17 protein-coding genes are annotated in these 18,248 nt (G+C 63.1%); 10 read left to right on the top strand and 7 right to left on the bottom strand.

Going from position 1 to position 18,248, the window contains the following annotated elements:
• Positions 1-19: 19 nt before the first annotated feature.
• Positions 20-1,486, top strand: coding sequence for an NAD(P)/FAD-dependent oxidoreductase (locus tag Q7T10_RS12685; protein WP_304748719.1), 1,467 nt, complete (start codon positions 20-22; stop codon positions 1,484-1,486).
• 39 nt (positions 1,487-1,525) lie between these two features.
• Here the strand turns inward: Q7T10_RS12685 and Q7T10_RS12690 are convergent, their stop codons facing one another.
• Both Q7T10_RS12690 and Q7T10_RS12695 read right to left on the bottom strand, forming a co-directional pair.
• Entirely contained in the window at positions 1,526-2,185 is a 660-nt protein-coding gene (locus Q7T10_RS12690) for a DsbA family oxidoreductase (protein ID WP_304748722.1), read from the bottom strand.
• Positions 2,186-2,334: 149 nt separating this feature from the next.
• Positions 2,335-3,183, bottom strand: a complete 849-nt coding sequence (locus tag Q7T10_RS12695; RefSeq protein WP_304748725.1) for a PA4780 family RIO1-like protein kinase — start codon at positions 3,181-3,183, stop codon at positions 2,335-2,337.
• Between the two features lie 302 nt (positions 3,184-3,485).
• On the opposite strand from Q7T10_RS12695, the gene Q7T10_RS12700 reads away from it, so the two are divergent.
• The gene (locus Q7T10_RS12700; protein ID WP_304748729.1) at positions 3,486-4,823 is read left to right on the top strand and encodes an ankyrin repeat domain-containing protein; all 1,338 of its coding nucleotides are present in this window, start codon (positions 3,486-3,488) and stop codon (positions 4,821-4,823) included.
• Here Q7T10_RS12700 and Q7T10_RS12705 read toward each other — a convergent pair.
• Entirely contained in the window at positions 4,749-5,609 is an 861-nt protein-coding gene (locus Q7T10_RS12705) for a hypothetical protein (RefSeq protein ID WP_304748732.1), read from the bottom strand. The genes Q7T10_RS12700 and Q7T10_RS12705 overlap by 75 nt on opposite strands.
• Before the next feature lie 565 nt (positions 5,610-6,174).
• On the opposite strand from Q7T10_RS12705, the gene Q7T10_RS12710 reads away from it, so the two are divergent.
• Genes Q7T10_RS12710 through Q7T10_RS12725 form a run of 4 tightly spaced genes read left to right on the top strand, consistent with a single transcriptional unit; the run spans position 6,175 to position 10,129 of the window.
• Positions 6,175-6,306 carry a hypothetical protein gene (locus tag Q7T10_RS12710; RefSeq protein ID WP_304748734.1) on the top strand — a complete coding sequence of 44 codons (132 nt, stop codon included), beginning with the start codon at positions 6,175-6,177 and terminating at the stop codon, positions 6,304-6,306.
• 8 nt (positions 6,307-6,314) lie between these two features.
• Positions 6,315-6,794, top strand: a complete 480-nt coding sequence (locus Q7T10_RS12715; protein ID WP_304748737.1) for a YbhB/YbcL family Raf kinase inhibitor-like protein — start codon at positions 6,315-6,317, stop codon at positions 6,792-6,794.
• Positions 6,795-6,809: 15 nt separating this feature from the next.
• A complete protein-coding gene (locus Q7T10_RS12720; RefSeq protein ID WP_304748739.1) occupies positions 6,810-9,245 on the top strand; it encodes a Lon protease family protein in 2,436 nt (811 codons plus the stop codon).
• 14 nt (positions 9,246-9,259) lie between these two features.
• Positions 9,260-10,129 (top strand): hypothetical protein, encoded by an 870-nt coding sequence (locus tag Q7T10_RS12725; RefSeq protein WP_304748742.1) that lies wholly within the window; start codon positions 9,260-9,262, stop codon positions 10,127-10,129.
• A gap of 9 nt (positions 10,130-10,138) precedes the next feature.
• Here the strand turns inward: Q7T10_RS12725 and Q7T10_RS12730 are convergent, their stop codons facing one another.
• Entirely contained in the window at positions 10,139-10,969 is an 831-nt protein-coding gene (locus Q7T10_RS12730) for a MipA/OmpV family protein (RefSeq protein WP_304748744.1), read from the bottom strand.
• Between the two features lie 239 nt (positions 10,970-11,208).
• Between Q7T10_RS12730 and Q7T10_RS12735 the strand changes: the two genes are divergently transcribed.
• From Q7T10_RS12735 to Q7T10_RS12745, 3 genes are all read left to right on the top strand, one after another.
• On the top strand, positions 11,209-11,775 hold the full coding sequence (locus tag Q7T10_RS12735; protein WP_304748748.1) for a cytochrome b: 567 nt from the start codon (positions 11,209-11,211) through the stop codon (positions 11,773-11,775).
• Positions 11,776-11,795: 20 nt separating this feature from the next.
• Positions 11,796-12,368: a YceI family protein gene (locus Q7T10_RS12740; protein WP_304748751.1), complete on the top strand. Its 573-nt coding sequence runs from the start codon at positions 11,796-11,798 to the stop codon at positions 12,366-12,368.
• A gap of 62 nt (positions 12,369-12,430) precedes the next feature.
• The gene (locus tag Q7T10_RS12745; protein ID WP_304748753.1) at positions 12,431-13,006 is read left to right on the top strand and encodes a YceI family protein; all 576 of its coding nucleotides are present in this window, start codon (positions 12,431-12,433) and stop codon (positions 13,004-13,006) included.
• A gap of 5 nt (positions 13,007-13,011) precedes the next feature.
• Here Q7T10_RS12745 and ald read toward each other — a convergent pair whose 3' ends face one another.
• On the bottom strand, positions 13,012-14,127 hold the full coding sequence (ald, locus tag Q7T10_RS12750; protein WP_304748754.1) for an alanine dehydrogenase: 1,116 nt from the start codon (positions 14,125-14,127) through the stop codon (positions 13,012-13,014).
• A gap of 165 nt (positions 14,128-14,292) precedes the next feature.
• Here ald and Q7T10_RS12755 point away from each other — a divergent pair, with 165 nt between their 5' ends.
• Positions 14,293-15,330 (top strand): ribonuclease Z, encoded by a 1,038-nt coding sequence (locus Q7T10_RS12755; protein ID WP_304748788.1) that lies wholly within the window; start codon positions 14,293-14,295, stop codon positions 15,328-15,330.
• Positions 15,331-15,344: 14 nt separating this feature from the next.
• Here the strand turns inward: Q7T10_RS12755 and Q7T10_RS12760 are convergent, their stop codons facing one another.
• The gene (locus tag Q7T10_RS12760; protein WP_304748757.1) at positions 15,345-16,850 is read right to left on the bottom strand and encodes a CoA-acylating methylmalonate-semialdehyde dehydrogenase; all 1,506 of its coding nucleotides are present in this window, start codon (positions 16,848-16,850) and stop codon (positions 15,345-15,347) included.
• 24 nt (positions 16,851-16,874) lie between these two features.
• Complete coding sequence (locus Q7T10_RS12765) at positions 16,875-18,224, bottom strand: aspartate aminotransferase family protein (RefSeq protein WP_304748758.1); 1,350 nt, start codon at positions 18,222-18,224, stop codon at positions 16,875-16,877.
• Between the last annotated feature and the right edge of the window lie 24 nt (positions 18,225-18,248).

Genomic DNA, 18,248 nt, shown 5'->3' on the forward strand with positions numbered 1-18,248 from the left:
GCTGTGCTACCGTGCGGCCATGAACCAAGTTGACGTGGCGATTGTGGGGGCCGGCTTTGGCGGCCTGTGTGCAGCTATCCGGTTGCGCCGGAGCGGCGTGCAGTCGCTGCTCGTGCTGGAGCGCAGCAGTGAAGTGGGTGGCACCTGGCGTGACAACGTCTATCCGGGCTGCGCCTGTGACGTGCCTTCGCACCTGTACTCCTTTTCGTTTGAGCCCAACACCGAGTGGACGCGGCCTTACCCCCAGCAACAGGAAATCCAGGACTACATCCTGCGGGTGGTGGACAAGTACCGCTTGCGCCCCGTGATCCGCCTCAAGGCCGACGTGCAGCAGATGCGCTGGCTGCCCGATGCGCAGTGCTGGCAGATTGACCTCAACGGCCAGCCGGCCTTGCTGGCGCGCCATGTGGTGCTGGCCACCGGGCCCCTGAACAAGCCCCTGATTCCCGATGTGCCTGGTCTCGATAGTTTTGCCGGCCCGACCTTTCACTCCAGCCTGTGGCGCCACGATGTGGCGCTGGCGGGCAAGCGCATCGCCGTGGTCGGCACCGGCGCCAGTGCGGTGCAGATCGTGCCGGAGATCGCGCCGGCAGCGGCGCATCTGGATGTGTTTCAGCGCACCCCGGCCTGGGTATTGCCACGGCAGGACGCGCCTTATGGCCCGTTCAAACGCTGGCTGTACCGCCATGTGCCGGGCGTGCAGCGCCTGAGCCGCTGGCGTGTCTACTGGTTCAACGAGTGGATTGGCATGGGCTTCATGGGCTCGGACCGGATGCAGAACATGTTGCGTCGTCTCTCAAAGCACCATATGCGTCGGCAAATCAGGGACGATGGCCTGAGGGCCGCGCTCACGCCGGACTTCAACCCCGGCTGCAAACGCCTGCTGATCTCCAACACCTGGTTTCCGGCCTTGCAGCGGCCCAATGTGCGCCTGGTCACGCAAGCGGTCACCGAGATCCGGCCAGAGGGCGTGGTCAGCGCCGACGGCACGCTGCACCCCTGCGATGTGATCATCTGGGGCACGGGATTCAAGGCCGCCGAACTGGTGACGCCGATGCGCATTTATGGCGAGAGCCACAGCGCGGCTGATGAAGCACCTGAACTCAGCGCGCTGTGGCGCACCCAGCCGGCCGCCACGCGGCTGGGCATCACCGTGGCGGGCTTTCCGAACATGTTCCTGCTGGTTGGCCCCAATACCGGACTCGGCCACAACTCCATCATCTTCATGATCGAGGCGCAGGTAGATTACATCGTGGCCGCTTTGCGGCACCTGCGTCGGCGCGGGCAGACGACGCTGCGTTTGCACCCGCAGGTGCAGCAGGACAGCTATGCCGCCATGCAGCGCAAGATGAAGGGCACGGTCTGGTCCTCCGGCTGCAGGAGCTGGTACCAGAACGCCGCGGGCCAGATTGACACGCTGTGGCCGGGCTTCACCTGGCAATACTGGCTGCAGACGCGCCGCTTTGATGCGGCGCACTACGAATAAGCGCCGCTTCAAGACAGCGCGTGGCGAATCGTCGTCGTCTCAGTCTGTGCCCGCTGCTGCCTGCTGCATCGCCGCCAGCAAGACCGCCGGGTCTTGCGCCCCTGATACCGTCAACTTCTGGTTGAAGATGAAAAAAGGCACGCCGCTGACGCCCAGACTTCTGATGTGGGCGTCGGCCTGCGCCACCGCCGCCAGCTGGTCAGGGTCGGTCACAAAGGCGCGCGCGTCTTCGCCGTTCAGCCCCGCTTCTTCGGCGATCTCCGCCAGCACATTCGCGCTGCCAATGAAGCGGTTTTCCACGAAATAGGCCTTGAGCAAACGCTCCTTGATGTCGCTGGCATCAAAGTCACCCAGCTGGGCAAACGCAATCAGGGCGTGCGCCGCCAGCGTATTGGGCTGCAGCGTGATGCCGTCGATGTTCAGCGCCAACCCGACCGCGTTGCCGGCCGCGAGCACCCGCTCGTAAATCTCGGCGGCGCGCTGTGGGCCACCAAACTTGTCTTCCAGATACTGCTGGCGCGACATGCCTTCGGCTGGCATGTCCGGGTTGAGCTGAAACGGGTGCCAGCGGATCACCACATTGGGCAGGTCGGCGGCATCGGGCAAGGCCAGGGCCGCTTCGAGTTTGCGTTTGCCGATGTAGCACCAGGGGCAGACGACGTCGGACACCACGTCGATGGTGAGGGTGGGGGTATTCATGGGCAAATTGTAGGTCAGGACTCAAGCGGCACGGCGGCTATGAATATTGGTTAAAACAGGCTGTAGCCGACGTAAAATAAGCGCTGTTAGCTACTAAAACAATAGCATCTGTGGCGCTGGGCTGCGGCCCCGGCGGGTCCGTCGACCTGTCACTGGACCGGCTGCAGGCGCAGGCGGCGCGCGGCCTCCTCGGCGCGGGCGTCGTCAATCTCGCGCAATACGCCGCCCACGTCGACCGTGCCTTTCTTGTGCTCGAAGTGGCCGGTGAGCACGGTGTCGGGGCGCAGCACGCCGCGTTGATACAGGTCCCAGATTTCGGGGCCAAAGTCGGTGGCCAGCAACTCAGGCGCGAACTGGCCGAAGAAGTTCCGCAGGTTGGCGACGTCGCGCAGCAGCATGCGCTGCGCGTGGTTGTTGCCGGCCGCGTCCACCGCCTGCGGCAGGTCGATGATCACGGGGCCGTCTTGTGCCAGCAAGATATTGAATTCGGACAAATCTCCGTGCACGACACCTGCGCATAGCATCCGTACGACTTCGGTCAGCAGCATCCCGTGGTATTGCCTCGCCTGCTCGGCTGTCATCGCCACGTCGTTGAGGCGCGGGGCGGCGTCGCCGTTCTCATCGGTCACCAGCTCCATCAGCAGCACGCCCTCAAAAAAGTTGTACGGCTTGGGCACACGCACGCCGGCGTCGGCCAGGCGGTAGAGCGCATCGACCTCGGCGCTCTGCCAGGCCGCCTCCTGCGCCTCGCGGCCAAAGCGCGTGCCCTTGGCCATGGCGCGGGCCTGGCGCGTGTTCTTGACCTTGCGGTTCTCGGTGTAGTCCACCGCCTGGCGAAAGCTGCGGTTCGTGGCTTCCTTGTAGACCTTGGCGCAGCGTGTCTCGTCGCCGCAGCGCACCACGAAGACCATGGCTTCCTTGCCGCTCATCAACTGGCGCACGACCGTGTCGATCAGGCCTTCTTCGACCAATGTCTGCAATCTTTTGGGTGGTTTCATGGGTGCCATTTTGCACCGCGCCGGCTTGTTGCTGCCGGCAGTCAGCAGATCCCCGCTGACAGCATGGACAAGGGGCCTGCGGTGGTGGGATGTACTCCGTCCCGGCACAGCCAGGTATTCGGGTCACACGGGCCATTGGCTTGATATTTCGCAACTCCGGCCCCGCGCTTCGAAACCGGCGCAGTGGGCGTGAGCTAGGTGGACTGCGCTGTGTCAATGCGTGGCAGCAAGCGCTGTCACAAAATTGAATCCCTCTGAGTCTTGTTATGCCTTTCTGTGGCGCAATCGAAGAGGAGAACAGCATGATCAACCAAGACGCCTACGCGGTATTTCGCCTGGCGCGCGATCGGGTGTGGCAGTCCGCCGGGGCAGTGATGCTGACTTTCATGCTGCTTCTCTCAGCCGGGCAGCCTCACGCGCAGTCGGCCTCGACCGCCGTGGACATCCATTCAGCCATCCGGACCGGTGATGTGCAGACCGTGCGGCAGGCCGCCATGGCAGGCGCCAATGTCAACGCGCCAGACAACTGGGGCCGAACACCCTTGATCGTTGCGCTGCAGCAGGGCAAGGCCGCCGTGGTGGACTTGCTCCTTGACCAGGGCGCCAGCATTACGCTGACCGATGCCTGGGGTCGCACGCCGCTGCTGGTGGCCACCCAGCTCAGAAACACGGCGGCCATTCGCCGGCTGCTGGCACGCGGTGCCGACGTGAACGCCGCCAACAAAAATGACATCACGCCACTGATAGCAGCAGCTCAGACCGGCAATCTCGAAGCCATGCGTTTGCTGCTGGAGGCCGGCGCAGCGCCAGACCGCACCGACAACCTCGGCTGGACCGCCTTGATGTGGGCCACCAGCCGCAACGATGAGGCTGCCGCGCGGATGCTGGTGGAGCAGAGCGCCGGTGTCAGCCGGATCGGCACGGAGCGCCCGACGGCACTGCCCCGCGTGGCTCCTGCACCGCTCGCGCCTGCTCGTCTGCCCGCCATCGACCCCGGCCGCCTGGTCCGGGGTTCGCCTGAAGCCGCCATCACCATCGTGGAGTACACGGATTTCCAGTGCCCTTACTGCGGTTCCGGTGCGAAAACGGTGGAGGAGGTCCTGGCCCGCTATGAAGGGCAGGCGCGGCTTGTGGTCAAGCACCTGCCGCTGCAGTTTCATCCGATGGCCAAACCGGCGGCGCAATACTTCGAGGCGCTGTCCCTGCAAAGTGCCGCCCGTGCCTGGGCCTTCTACGACCGCATCTTCGGCAACCCGCAAGCGCTTGCGGGTGGGGAGCTCTACCTGCGCCAGCTGGCGGGCGACCTTGGCGCGGACGTGACACGGCTTGAACAGGATCGTGGCAGTCCCGTGGTTCGCGACCGCCTGGCGGCCGACCTGTTGGAGGCGCAGCGCTACCAGTTCGACGGCGTGCCCGCCTTCATCATCAATGGGCAGATCGTTGAGGGTGCGCAGCCGGCGCAGGTGTTTTTCGACATCATTGAAGCGATCCTGCGCCGCTCGCGGCGGTGCTCCACATTCGTGCCAGCCGTGCGGTCGACTTGCTGCGCTATGCAGTCGCGCCTGTCAGACAGGGCCTTGAGACAGCAGCGAAAACCACCAGCGCCAGTAGCCCGGGTTGTCCCTCAGGCTGTTGAGTAGCAGTCTCGTCTGCGCATTCTTGAACATGGCCTCGGTCGACTTGTCTTCCAGACCGGCACACTCATGCAGGAAGTGCAGTTTTTCATGCAGCGCAACCAGCGCCAGATTGGCGCCTTGGAGCTTGTCCGAGAGTTCGATGATCCCTTCGCCGATGGTGTAGAAGCCATAGGCGCGGGCCTTGTTGCAGCCGTCGGACGCGACAAAGCCAATGGTGCAAGTGCGGGATCCGCAAACGATGCGCTTTGGCGCGGGCACGGCGCGACCTCTCAGGTAGGCGTTGCGCCAGCCGGCGCCGGGCTTGACCTGTTTTTCGATCAGCGTCAGCAGTTCGACAAAAAACTCCCTTTGGCTGAGCGCCAGCTCCACCAGTCCCGAGGCGCAGGAGTGGGTGTAGCTTTCCTCGTCCGATGCGTCGTTCAGTCCGCTTCGGTAATGGATCGCCGTGATGAGCTGACGCACGATGAGGGTGAGGGCGAAAGACTCGTTCGCGTCCTGGCGAATGTGGACGATGCCGGCGTTCCAGTCGGTCTCGACCTTGCGTCGCTTGTCCATGAACATCTCCCTTGTCGCTGGAACAATGCGGAGCTGATACGGGCCCATTCTGTAGGGGGGCAAGGTCGAAAACGTCACGTCGGCCGGGGCGGCCAGCTGCGCGACCGCATCGGGTGCGCCGCGCCGCAGACGGCGCACAGGCCCGACGGGCGGACGAGGCCGTGCGCCTTGGCCGGCACTCGGCAATGCGGCTTTGCGGGTGGGATTGGGCGGTTTCTTTCGGGATTGGGTCATGGTGCCATCTGAGGGTTTGTCCGGCAGGCACCCCCAGTCTAGAAAAGACCGACCAGGCGGTCTTGCGCTTTCTCAAATCGGGTCATGGCCCTTGATCCAACGGGCTGAGAAAAAAAGAAACCCGCCAATCCTTGCGAATTGACGGGCTGGCGAAGACCCCTAACCATGCGCTTGACCGCCCGGTCAGTCTGAGGATGCCTTCGTCCTTTCTGGTGTCAAAAACACCAGAAACTTCCCCCGTGAAGGGGAACCTCATCGTTGTGGCTCAGTGTTTGAATCAAGCATTCACTCAGGCACGGCCAAACTGTACGACTCGCGGCGCCGGGTACTTTGAGAATTCGCAAGAAGAACACTGTGATGGAATAAATCATGCCACCGTGCGTTGGCAGGTGCATGCGTCGTTGACGTCTGCATGGGCGTGGCGCTTGAGAAATATCAAGCCACGGTTGACCCGGCGTCATAGAGTGAAGTTGTTCTGCCGCTGCAGTCTGTCCTGCGGGAAATTGTTGATCCGGACGCGTTCTGGCGGCGGGCTCCACTAGCAACCTTTTTGAGATATTCGACCATGCTGAACTCCTTGAAACAGACCGGTAAAACCATTGGCCGCGAAATCAGTCGCGCATGGGAAAACCTGTCAGAAGGCTGGCGCGAATTGCTGAGCCGCAGCAGTGAGGTCAAATCCATCCCCGTGTCCTGAGGCATTCCATGTCTCTGACCCTCACTTCCGCTTCATTCGAGCACAAGGGCATGATTCCGTCCCGCCATACCTGTGATGGAGAGGATCGCTCGCCGCCGCTGGCTTGGACCGGTGTGCCGGCCAACGCGCAGAGCCTGGTGCTGGTCGTCGACGACCCCGATGCGCCGGACCCGAAAGCGCCACGAATGACCTGGGTGCATTGGCTTCTTTACAACATTCCCCCGCAGTTCCGGGAATTGCGTGAGGGCATCCCCGCCGCTGATCTTCCGGTGGGGTCCTTGCAGGGTCTGAACGACTGGCGGCGCACCGGTTACGGCGGACCATGCCCGCCGGTTGGCATGCATCGCTATTTCCATAAGCTTTTCGTGCTGGATTGCATACTCCCGGATTTGAGAATTCCAGGCAAGGCGGCGCTGGAACAGGCCATGCAGGGCCACGTCCTTGCGCAGACCGAACTGATCGGTTTGTACCAGCGGCATGTCAAGTAGCAGGCAGGCATGGCCGTGTCTGAGCCACTTCTGATGCTACCTCCGCTGGCACCGCAGCAGCTTCACCACACTTGCGACCCTGAACAATTTGGATTCGAAACCACGGCGGAGCTGGAGGGCCTGACCGAGCTGATTGGCCAGCTGCGCGCCATGGACGCCGTGCGTTTCGGCGCCGGGATCCGCCATGACGGTTACAACGTTTACGTGCTCGGCCCCTCCGGCATGGGCAAGCGCAGCATGGTGAGCCAGTTTCTCGCAAAAAGGGCGGTGAACGAACAGGAGCAGGCGGACTGGTGCTACCTCAACAACTTCACCCAGCCGCACAAGCCCCAGGCGGTCCGGTTGCCATCGGGCCGGGGGGCGGAACTGCGCCACCAGATGGAGCAGCTGGTGGACTATTTGCGTACCGCCATCCCGGCGCTGTTCGAGAGCGATGACTACCGCGCCAAGACAGGCGCTATCGAGGATGAGTTCAACAAGCAGCAGGAGAAGGTTTTCGCGGAGCTGGGGGACGACGCCGCGAAACAGCAGATCGTCCTGCTGCGCACCCCCGGCGGCTTCGCTTTTGCACCGACCCGCAATCGTGAGGTGATTCCGCCGGACGAATACGCCAAGTTGCCGGAAGAAGAAAGGCAGCGGATCGCCACCGCCATCGCCGATTTGCAGGCGCGCCTGGAAAAGATCATGAGCCACATACCGCAGTGGTGGAAGGAGCGCAGCGAACGGGTCAAGCAGCTCAACCGGGAAACCACCCTGTCGACCGTCAAGCACGCGATGGACGAGCTGCGGGCCCGCTTTTCCGACTTGCCCGCGATACAGACCTACCTCGATGTCGTGCAGCAGGACATGGTCGAGCATGCGGACGACTTTCGCAAGCAGGAGGAATCCACTACCGTCTCCGGCCTGACGATCGTCACCCGCGAGTCCTTTCATCGCTACCAGGTCAATGTGCTGGTCACGAGCGGCGAACAGGCCGGGGCCCCTATCGTCAGCGAAGACAACCCGACCTACAGCAACCTGATCGGGCGCGTCGAGCATATCGCCCAGTTGGGTGCACTGGTCACCGACTTCACGCTGATCAAGCCCGGTGCCCTGCACCGCGCCAACGGCGGCTACCTGCTGCTCGATGTGCGCAAGGTCTTGACGCAGCCGTTCGCCTGGGACGCCCTGAAACGGGCCCTGCAATCGCGCGAGATCCGCATCGAATCGCTGGGCCAGATGTACAGCCTGGTGAGCACCGTCTCACTGGAGCCGGAGCCGATCCCGCTGGAGGTCAAGATCATCCTGTTCGGCGACCGTCTGTTCTATTACCTGCTGCAGCAATACGACCCTGATTTTGGCGAGCTGTTCAAGGTGGCGGCAGACTTCGAGGATCGCATTGAGCGCAACGCCGACACCCACCTGCTCTATGCCCGCCTGATTGCCACCCTGGCCGCCAAGGAGAAACTGTTGCCGTTCGACCGCAGCGCGGTGGCGCGCGTGATCGAGTACAGCGCGCGGCTGGTCGGCGATGCGCAACGGCTGTCGACCCACATGCGAAGTGTGGCCGATTTGCTGCAGGAGTCTGACTACTGGGCGCGCGAGGCGAGTCTCCAGGCGGTGACAGCGAGCAATGTGCAGCAGGCGATCGACACCCAGATCCACCGCCAGGACCGTTTGCGAAACCAGCTGCAGGAAGCGATTCTGCGCGGCACGCTTCTGATCGACACGCAGGGCGCGGTCGCCGGGCAGATCAACGGCCTTTCCGTGATCGACCTCGGAAACTTCGCGTTTGCCCAGCCAACCCGGATTACCGCGACGAGCCGCCTGGGCGCCGGGGAGATGGTCAACATCGAGCGTGAAGTGAAGCTCTCGGGTGCCATCCATTCCAAGGGCGTGCTGATCCTGTCTTCTTTGCTGGCCGCGCGCTATGCGCGCAACCAGCCACTGGCGCTTTCCGCAAGCCTGGTGTTCGAGCAGTCTTATGGCCTGGTCGAGGGGGACAGCGCGTCGATGGCAGAGCTGTGTGTCCTGTTGTCCAACCTGGCGAATGCGCCGGTTTTTCAGTCGCTGGCGATCACCGGCTCCGTCAACCAGTTGGGCCAGGCGCAGGCCATCGGGGCCGTCAATGAAAAAATTGAGGGCTTCTTCGACATCTGCGCCGCGCGCGGATTGACTGGCGAGCAGGGCGTGCTGATTCCGGCGGCCAACGTGAAACACCTGATGTTGCGCCGGGATGTGGTGGCGGCAGCGCAGGCCGGGCAGTTCCGGATCTATGCCGTCGACAACGTGGATCAGGCCATTGCACTTCTGACCGGTGTGCCCGCGGGAGAAGCGGATGCCAGCGGGCAATACCCGGCGGACAGCATCAATCACCGGGTGGCGGCGCGGGTGGCCGAGCTGAGCGCGCTGCGCAAAGCGTTCGCACGTTTGCCCGAAGAGACCCTGCAAACAAAGAAAGAGCAAGAGTAACCCGTGGAGAGGCGATGACTAAGTTACAGGTGGCGGTGATTGGTCTGGGTCAATTGGGCCGTGCGTGTGCCGAGGCCCTGATTGACGACGGTGAGTTGGCGCTGGCTGGCGTGGTGCGCCGTCCGCATGCGCCGGGTGCTGCACCCGGCACGTTGCCCGGCCGTTTGCAGCGCTTCCCCGTCGCGTCGCATGTGAGCGAGCTGGCAGGGGTGCGGGCCGCCCTGGTCTGCGTGCCGGCTGATGCCGTGCTGGGCGTGGCGTTCGAGCTCCTGCAGGCGCGCATTCCGATCGTTGAATGCGCCTGTCTCGGAAGCCGGACACTGGAGTGGCACTACAGCAAGCTGGGCGAGGCGGCGGACAACCATCACGTGGCGGCGGTGGTGGGCGCTGGCTGGGATCCCGGTGTCCTGCCGCTGTTGCGCAGCGCCTTCGAGATGCTGATTCCGCACGGCCACACCGTATTTCATCGGCACCCCGGCCTGAGCCTGCACCACACCGCGGTGGTGGAAGGCGTGCGCGGCGTCAAGGGCGCGCTGGCCGGTGAATACCGTGGCGCCGACGGTACGCCGCAGCACTATGTGTATGTGGAGCTGGAGCGTGGCGTCGAGCTGGCGCAGGTGCAGGCGGTCATTGCCGCTGATCCGCTGTTTGCCGGGGAGGTCACGCAGGTGTTCCAGGTGGACCAGCTGTCCGATTTCGAGGGGGAGGAAGGGCTCGGCGTGGTGCTGGACCGCCGCGGCAACGGCACCCACGGCCCGCACCAGAGTTTGCTGCTGGAGGCGCGCTTCGATCCGGTTGCTTTCTCGGCGCGCATCATGCTCGACGCCGCGCGCAAGCTCCCCGGTTTGAGCCGGGGTGCGCACCGCTACACGCTGGGACTCTGAGTGGCGCGCTCAGTCAGCGGCGCGACGGTCGGATCGTTTCCATGTGTAGGTGAAGCCCAGACCGACCGAGACCCCGTTTTGCTGCTGCACCAGTGGGCTGGATGCATTGGCAGTGCCGCCCACGCTGTCTAACCGGGCGAAGCCGAACAGCCGCAAGTCCGGTGACAGGTCGCGCCAGAAGCCCCCCCAGAGTCGCCAGTTGATTATTCCGCTGTCAGCGACATAAGCGGCGCGCTGTGGCGTTGCATAGATCGGTGCCACGCCGTAGTAGGTGTCAGCCAGCTGCCGATTGCCCCACACCGCGCCGATGCTGGCGTTGTAGTTCCAGCGGCCAAGGCCCGAGCGCTCGAAAATCAGCTCCGGCTCGAATGCCACGCCCTTGTAGGCCAGGTGGTCGTTCAGGTCAAACACGCCGCGCAGCGGGAACTGGGCCCGCCATTTGCCCTGCATCGGCCCTGCTCCGAGGTGCCACTTCACACGCGGCCCGAACTGGCCCAGCGTGCCGAGATCGGGCATGCCGCGGCGGACCTCAATGTCGTCGGAGCTGGCCCCGAATGCCCCCGCGAAACCGATGTCAAGCTCGAACTTGGGGGTCTTGACCGCGCGCAACTCCACGCCGCTGCGATCGGCCCGCAAATATTCGCCACGGTAGATCAGATAGGGCAGCAAGAGACCGGTGTTGACGCGCGCCGAGGCACCGGGATAGGCCTGCTGTGCCACCCCGACGCCGACCGCGCCAATTTCCCACAGCGGCAGGCCGCCCGCTTCCTGGGCCAGGGATGACGCCGCCGCAATGGCCGCAGCAAAGGCGGTCAGGGACTTCTGGCATAGGCTTCGCATGATCGGGCTCCTTCAGCTTCAGGATGATCGCCTGACTATAGGTCCAACGACCCGCCGGCCCTGGATTTGCGCGGCATGAAGAATGAGGCAGACTTCGAATTTGAAGTCTCGAAGGTATACGTGTTCAAAATATTTGAACCAAAGCTTCAATTCAAATGAACACGGTTGCACTGGCCGACCCCTAAACTTCGCTCACTTCAGGGGCTGACCCCTGATGACCCAACTCAAGGAAACCTGACGTGACGGTATCACCATCCTCCGGCCCGGCCCATGCCGTGTCCCGCTACACGCCTTTGGCGATTGCCTTGCACTGGTTGCTGGGGCTGGCCATTCTGGGCATGTTTGCGGTCGGGGTGTTCATGACCGACCTGCCCATCTCGCCGCTGCGCCTGAAGCTCTATAACTGGCACAAATGGGCGGGTGTGACCGTTCTGACGCTGTCCGTGCTGCGTCTGCTGTGGCGTGTGACCCATCGCCCCCCGGTCTTGCCGCAAGCCATGCCGACCTGGCAGGCGCGCGCCTACCATGCCACCCATTACCTGATGTATGCGCTGTTTTTTGCAGTGCCGCTGATTGGCTGGGCCTACAGTTCGGCCGCCGGTTTTCCGATTGTCTGGTTTGGCCAGATTCCCCTGCCTGATTTGCTGGCGCCTGACAAGGCGCTGGCCGACATGATCAAGCCGCTGCACGAGCTCTCCGCCTTTGCGCTGGTCGGTCTGGCGAGCCTGCACATTGCCGCCGCGCTCAAGCACCACTGGATCGACCGCGACGGCTTGCTGTCCCGCATGTTGCCGGGCCGTTCCTGAAAATTTTCAAAGAGTTCACCATGAAATTTGCTTCCCTTCTCTTGCCCTTGGCGGCCGCTTTGCTGTCAGTCACGGCCTTGCCTTCATTTGCGCAGCAAAAGCTGTTGCCGGCGCAGAGCAACGTCGGCTTTGTGGTCAAGCAAATGGGCGTTCCGGTGGAGGGTCATTTCAGGAAGTTTGATGCCCAAATCAGCTTTGATGCCGCCAAGCCCGCAAGCAACAAGGTCGCCTTCACGGTGGACATTGCCAGTGCCACCCTGGGTTCTGCCGAGGTGGACGCCGAGTTGCCCAAAGCGGTCTGGTTCAACACCGCCAAATTCCCGCAAGCCACGTTTGTCTCATCCGGCTTCAAGGCCCTGGGTGGCGGCAAATACGAAGTGGCCGGCAAGCTCAGCATCAAGGGTCAGTCCCGCGATGTCGTGGTGCCGCTGAGCATGACGCAAGCCGGTGCTGTGACGGTTGCCACTGGCATGCTCCCCATCAAGCGCCTGGTCTTCAAGATTGGTGAAGACGAATGGGCCGACACTTCCATGGTGGCTGACGACGTGCAGGTCAAATTCAAGCTGGCCCTGAGCGGCGTGGGCAAGGTCTGACCGGCTTCTCACCCTTCCTTTTTCTCACCCCCTTCCTCAACATCCATCTCAGGAGTCTTCACATGCGTTTTTCCCTTCTCTCTGTTGCCGCTGCTGCCACCCTGCTGGCTGGCGCTAGCCAGGCCCAAGCGGCCAACTACGCCATTGATCCAACGCACACCTTCGTGACGTTCGAGATCGGCCATTTCGCCACGTCCACCAACCGTGGTCGCTTTGACAAAAAAGAAGGCACGGTCCAGTTTGACCGCGCCGGCAAAAACGGCAAGGTTGAGATCGTGATCGACATCGCGTCGATCAACACCGGCACGGCGCCTTTCAACAAGCATCTGCAAAGCGCAGAACTGTTTGACGCCGCCAAGTTCCCCACCGCCAAATTCGTGGCCGACAAGTTCAGCTTCAATGGTGACAAGGTGTCGGAAGTGGCCGGCACCCTGACCCTGCTTGGCAAGACGAATCCGGTCACGCTCAAGGCGACCAATTTCAATTGCTACGACAGCCCGATGGTCAAGCGCGAAGTCTGCGGCGGTGATTTTGAAACCACCATTGACCGCACCCAGTTCGGCATGAACTACGGCCTCGCCTATGGTTTTCCGAAAGAGGTGCGCCTGCTGATCCAGATCGAAGCGATCAAGCAGTAAACACCTCAGCCCAGCAAGATGTCGGCCTGTACGAAGTCGTAGCTCAGCGCACGGGCGACCGCTTCATACGTGACGTGACCGCTGGCCACATTCAGGCCGTTCTTCAGGTGCGCGTTGTCCTTGAGGGCCTGCTGCCAGCCCTTGTCCGCCAGCGCCACGGCATGGCCAATCGTGGCGTTGTTGAGCGCAAAGGTTGAGGTGCGGGCCACGGCGCCCGGCATGTTGGCCACGCAGTAGTGCACCACACCGTCCACCATGAACGTGGGTTCGGTATGTGTGGTGGCGTGCGAGGTCTCGAAGCAGCCGCCCTGGTCAATCGCCACGTCGACCACCACCGCCCCTTTTTTCATGCGGGACACCATGCTGCGTGTCACCAGCTTGGGCGCCGCCGCGCCAGGAATCAGCACCCCGCCAATGACCAGTTCGGCATCAAGTACCGCATCCTCCACGCTCTGGGGGCCGGAGTACACCGTGTTGATACGGTTGCCAAACACCAGGTCCAGCTGGCGCAGCCGGTCCACGTTCTTGTCCAGCACCGTCACCCGCGCCCCCAGACCGACCGCCATTTGCAGTGCGTGCGTCCCCACGACACCGGCGCCGATGATCACCACATGGCCCGCCGCCACACCGGGTACGCCACCCAGCAGCACGCCCATGCCACCCTTGGACAGCTCCAGGTGGGTGGCACCCGCCTGCACTGCCATGCGGCCGGCCACCTCGCTCATGGGCGCCAGCAGCGGCAGGCCGCCGCCAGGGCCGGTGATCGTTTCGTAGGCAATGCACACGGCGCCTGACTTGATGAGTGCGGCGGTCTGCGCCGGGTCGGGGGCCAGATGCAGGTAGGTGTACAGAATCTGGCCCGGGCGCAGCATGGCGCACTCCTGCGGCTGGGGCTCCTTGACCTTGACGATCATGTCAGCCTGGGCAAACACGTCGCCCGCGTCTGCCACCAGGCTGGCGCCGGCGGCCCGGTATTGCTCGTCGGTCAGGCCAATGGCGGCGCCGGCACCGGTCTGCACCAGGACCTGGTGGCCATGCGCGGTCAGTTCGCGCACGCTGGCGGGCGTCAGCCCCACCCGATATTCGTGGTTCTTGATTTCCTTGGGTACGCCGATGTGCATGCGGGTCTCCTGGTTTGCTGTTGTGCAACGTGCAGTGTGTGGACAAGCGAGGCCCGATTGACAAAACTCAATCGACCCACGGGCCATCCGCGAAGAATAGCCTGTGTTGCTCCTCAACTGAACGAAACAGGACATTCATATACCGTCCTGCCCAAGCCTGCCGCCATGCGTCCGATTTTCCGACCCGAACTCGTGAACGATGCGTTCGGCGACCCCGGCCTCTACGTCGATTTCAAGTTCGAGAAACGGGCCCTGCTGTTTGATCTCGGCGATCTCACGGCGTTGCCGCCGAAAAAGATACTGCGGATTTCGGATGTGTTCGTCTCACATACCCATATGGACCACTTCTCCGGTTTCGACCGGCTGCTTCGCATCTGCCTCGGCCGCCTCACGGGCATCCGCTTGTACGGTCCGCCCGGTTTTGCAGAGCAGGTTGGGCACAAGCTGGCTGCCTATACCTGGAACCTGGTGGAGCACTACCCCGGCGACTTTACGGTCGATGTCTGGGAGGTCGATGCCGGATGGTTGGCCCGCGGCACCCGCCTGCGCGGTCACAACCGCTTTCAAGCCGAGCCGCTCGCAGCGCCGCGATTGCAGGACGGTGTGCTGCTTGATGAGCCGGCGTTTCGCGTGCGCGCGGCATTCCTCGATCACGGTACGCCTTGCCTCGGTTTCGCGGTCGAGGAAAAAACCCACGTCAACGTGTGGAAGAACCGGCTTGCCGAGCTGGGGCTGGCGGTCGGGCCGTGGCTGAAGGAACTGAAGGATGCGGTGATCCGGGGCGCCCCCGACGATACCCCGGTGCGGGCTTGGTGGCGTGACGGCAACGGCGAGCATGAGCGCATTTTCCCTTTGGGGGCGCTCAAGGCCGAGGTGTTGCGTCTGGTGCCGGGACGCAAGATCGGCTATGTGACCGACGTCGCTTTTCAGCAGGACAACGTGCAACGCATCACGGCGCTGGCGGCGGATGCAGCGCAGCTATTCATTGAATGCGTATTTCTTGAGCAGGATGCGGATCACGCCATTCGGAAACATCATCTCACCGCCCGCCAAGCGGGCAGCATCGCGCGTGAGGCGGGGGCAAAACTGGTTATTCCATTTCATTTTTCCCCACGCTACGCCGACCGTGAGGCGGACCTGCGCGCGGAGATCGATGCGGCATGGCGTCACCCGCTTGACTCTCCAGAGTCAAGCGGGTGTTGACGACATCAGACGATTTAGCGGTTGCTTGGAAAGCTGAACGCCGTGCCTTCCCGCACACCGGCTGACGGCCAGCGTTGCGTGATGGTCTTGCGCTTGGTGTAAAACCGCACGGCGTCCGGACCGTAGGCCGAGAGGTCGCCAAACAGCGAGCGCTTCCAGCCGCCAAACGAGTGGTACGCCACCGGCACCGGCAACGGCACATTGACGCCGACCATGCCGACCTGGATGTGGTCGGTGAAGTAACGCGCGGCCTCGCCATCGCGGGTGAAAATGCAGGTGCCGTTGCCGTACTCATGGGCATCGATCAGGTCCATGGCTTCATGCAGGTTGTTGACGCGCATGACACCCAGCACCGGCCCGAAAATTTCTTCCTGGTAAATCGTCATGCCGGGCTTGACGTGGTCAAACAGGCAGGCGCCGAGAAAGTAGCCTTCTTCATGGCCGGGCACCTTGATGCCGCGGCCATCGACCACCAGCGTGGCGCCCTCGGCCACGCCCTGGTCCACAAAGCCCTTGACCTTCTCGAAGTGCTGCCTGGTGACCAGCGGCCCCATGTCGTTGCTGGCGTCGACACCGGGGCCGACCTTCATCTTGGCAATCTCGACCTTCAGCCCCGCCACCACTGCATCGGCAGTGGCGTCGCCTACCGCCACGACCAGCGGAATGGCCATGCAGCGCTCGCCGCACGAACCGTAGGCGGCGCCCATCAGCGCGCTTACGGCGTTGGCCACGTCGGCGTCGGGCATCACGACCGCATGGTTCTTGGCGCCGCCCAGGGCCTGCACCCGCTTGCCATTGGCACAACCGGTGGCGTAGATGTACTCGGCAATCGGCGTGGAGCCCACAAAACTGATGGCCTGCACGCGCTTGTCATGCAGCAGCGTGTCCACGGCCTCCTTGTCGCCGTTCACCACGTTGAGCACACCGGGCGGCAGACCCGCCTGCAGTGCCAGTTCTGCCACCAGCAAGGCGCTGCTGGGATCGCGCTCGGATGGCTTGAGCACAAAGGTGTTGCCGCAGGCAATAGCCATTGGCCACATCCACAGCGGCACCATCACGGGGAAGTTGAACGGGGTGATGCCGGCGGTCACGCCCAGCGACTGAAACTCGCTCCACGAATCGACGGCGGTGCCGACGTTTCTGCTGTGTTCGCCCTTGAGCAATTCGGGGGCGTAGCTGGCGTATTCGACGTTTTCAATGCCGCGCTGCAGCTCGCCCATGGCGTCGCCCAGCACCTTGCCATGCTCGGCCGTGAGCAGGGCGCAGATCTGGTCAGCGTTTTCTTCCAGCAACTGCTTGAGCTTGCTCATGACCCGCGCCCGCTTGAGTGGCGTGGTGGCGCGCCAGGCGGGGTAGGCGGCGTGGGCCGAGGCAATGGCCTGCTCGACGGTGGTCTTGTCCGCCAGCAACAGGCGTTTCTCCGCCTTGCCGGTCGCCGGGTTGAACACCTCGGAATAGCGGCTGCCGCCAGCCACCAGCTGGCCGTCAATGAGGTGATGAATCGTTGGGAGGGTTTGCATAAGAGATATCAGTAAAAAGTGGCTTCAAGCCGTTTGGTTGATGGTCTCACCCAGCGCGTTGATCAGGCTGTCAATCTGGGCGGGGGTCGTGATGAAGGGCGGTGCGAGCTGGATGGTATCGCCACCGTAGCGCACATAGAAGCCTTTTTTCAGCATGGCCATGGCAATCTCATAAGGGCGCCGCGCGGGCTCGCCAGGCACCGCGTCGATGGTGAAGCCTGCCGCCAGACCGTAGTTGCGGATGTCGGTGATGTGCTTGGTGCCCTTGAGGTTGTGCACGGCGTTCTCAAAATACGGCGCCACGGCTTTGACCTGCTCGACCATGTTCTCTTTCACCAGCAGGTCCAGCGCGGCCAGGCCGACGGCACAGGCGACCGGGTGGGCCGAGTAGGTGTAGCCGTGGGCGAATTCCAGCATGTAGTCCGGCCCGCCCTGCGCCATGAAGGTGTCGTAGATGTCTTTTTTGACCAGCACGGCGCCCAGCGGCTGCGCGCCATTGGTGATCTGCTTGGCGACGTTCATGATGTCGGGCGTCACGCCAAAGGCCTCGGCGCCGGTGTAGGCGGCGGCGCGGCCAAAGCCGGTGATGACCTCGTCAAAAATCAGCAGGATATTGTTGGCGGTGCAGATGTCGCGCAGGCGCTGCAGGTAGCCCTTGGGCGGAATCACCACGCCGGCCGAGCCCGAGAACGGTTCCACAATCACGGCCGCAATGTTGCTGGCGTCGTGCAGGGTGATCAGCCGGAGCAGGTCGTCCGCCAGTTCCGCGCCCTTCTCCGGCATGCCGCGTGAAAACGCGTTGCTGGCCAACTGGGTGTGGGGCAGGTGATCTGCCGCAATACCCTGGCCAAACATCTTGCGGTTGGCCCCGATGCCGCCGACCGAGATGCCGCCAAAGTTGACGCCGTGATAGCCTTTTTCGCGTCCGATCAGCAGTGTCTTGCTGGCCTGGCCTTTGGTACGCCAGTAGGCTCGTGCCATCTTGAGCGAGGTGTCAGCGGATTCCGAGCCGGAACCGGTGAAGAACACATGGTCGAGCCCCGCGGGGGTGAGTTCCTTGAGCTTGTTGGCCAGTTCGAACGACAGCGGGTGGCCGAACTGGAATGCGGGGGAGTAGTCAAGCGTGGCCATCTGCTTGGTCACTGCATCAGTGATCTCCGTGCGCCCGTGGCCCAAGCCGCAGCACCACAGGCCGGACAGGCCGTCAAAAATATTTTTGCCATGGTTGTCGGTGTAGTAGCAACCTTTGGCGCTCACCATCATGCGCGGGTTGGCCTTGAACTCGCGGTTGCCGGTGTAGGGCATCCAGTGCGCCTCAAGCCAGGCGGCGTCGGTGCGAGGGGCGGCCAGCTGCTGTGCATCGTTCATATCCATGGTGTCTCCTGAATGGGGGAAAGA

It is taken from the genome of Rhodoferax sp. (assembly GCF_030646845.1).
In the GTDB taxonomy this organism is placed as follows: Bacteria; Pseudomonadota; Gammaproteobacteria; order Burkholderiales; family Burkholderiaceae_C; genus Rhodoferax.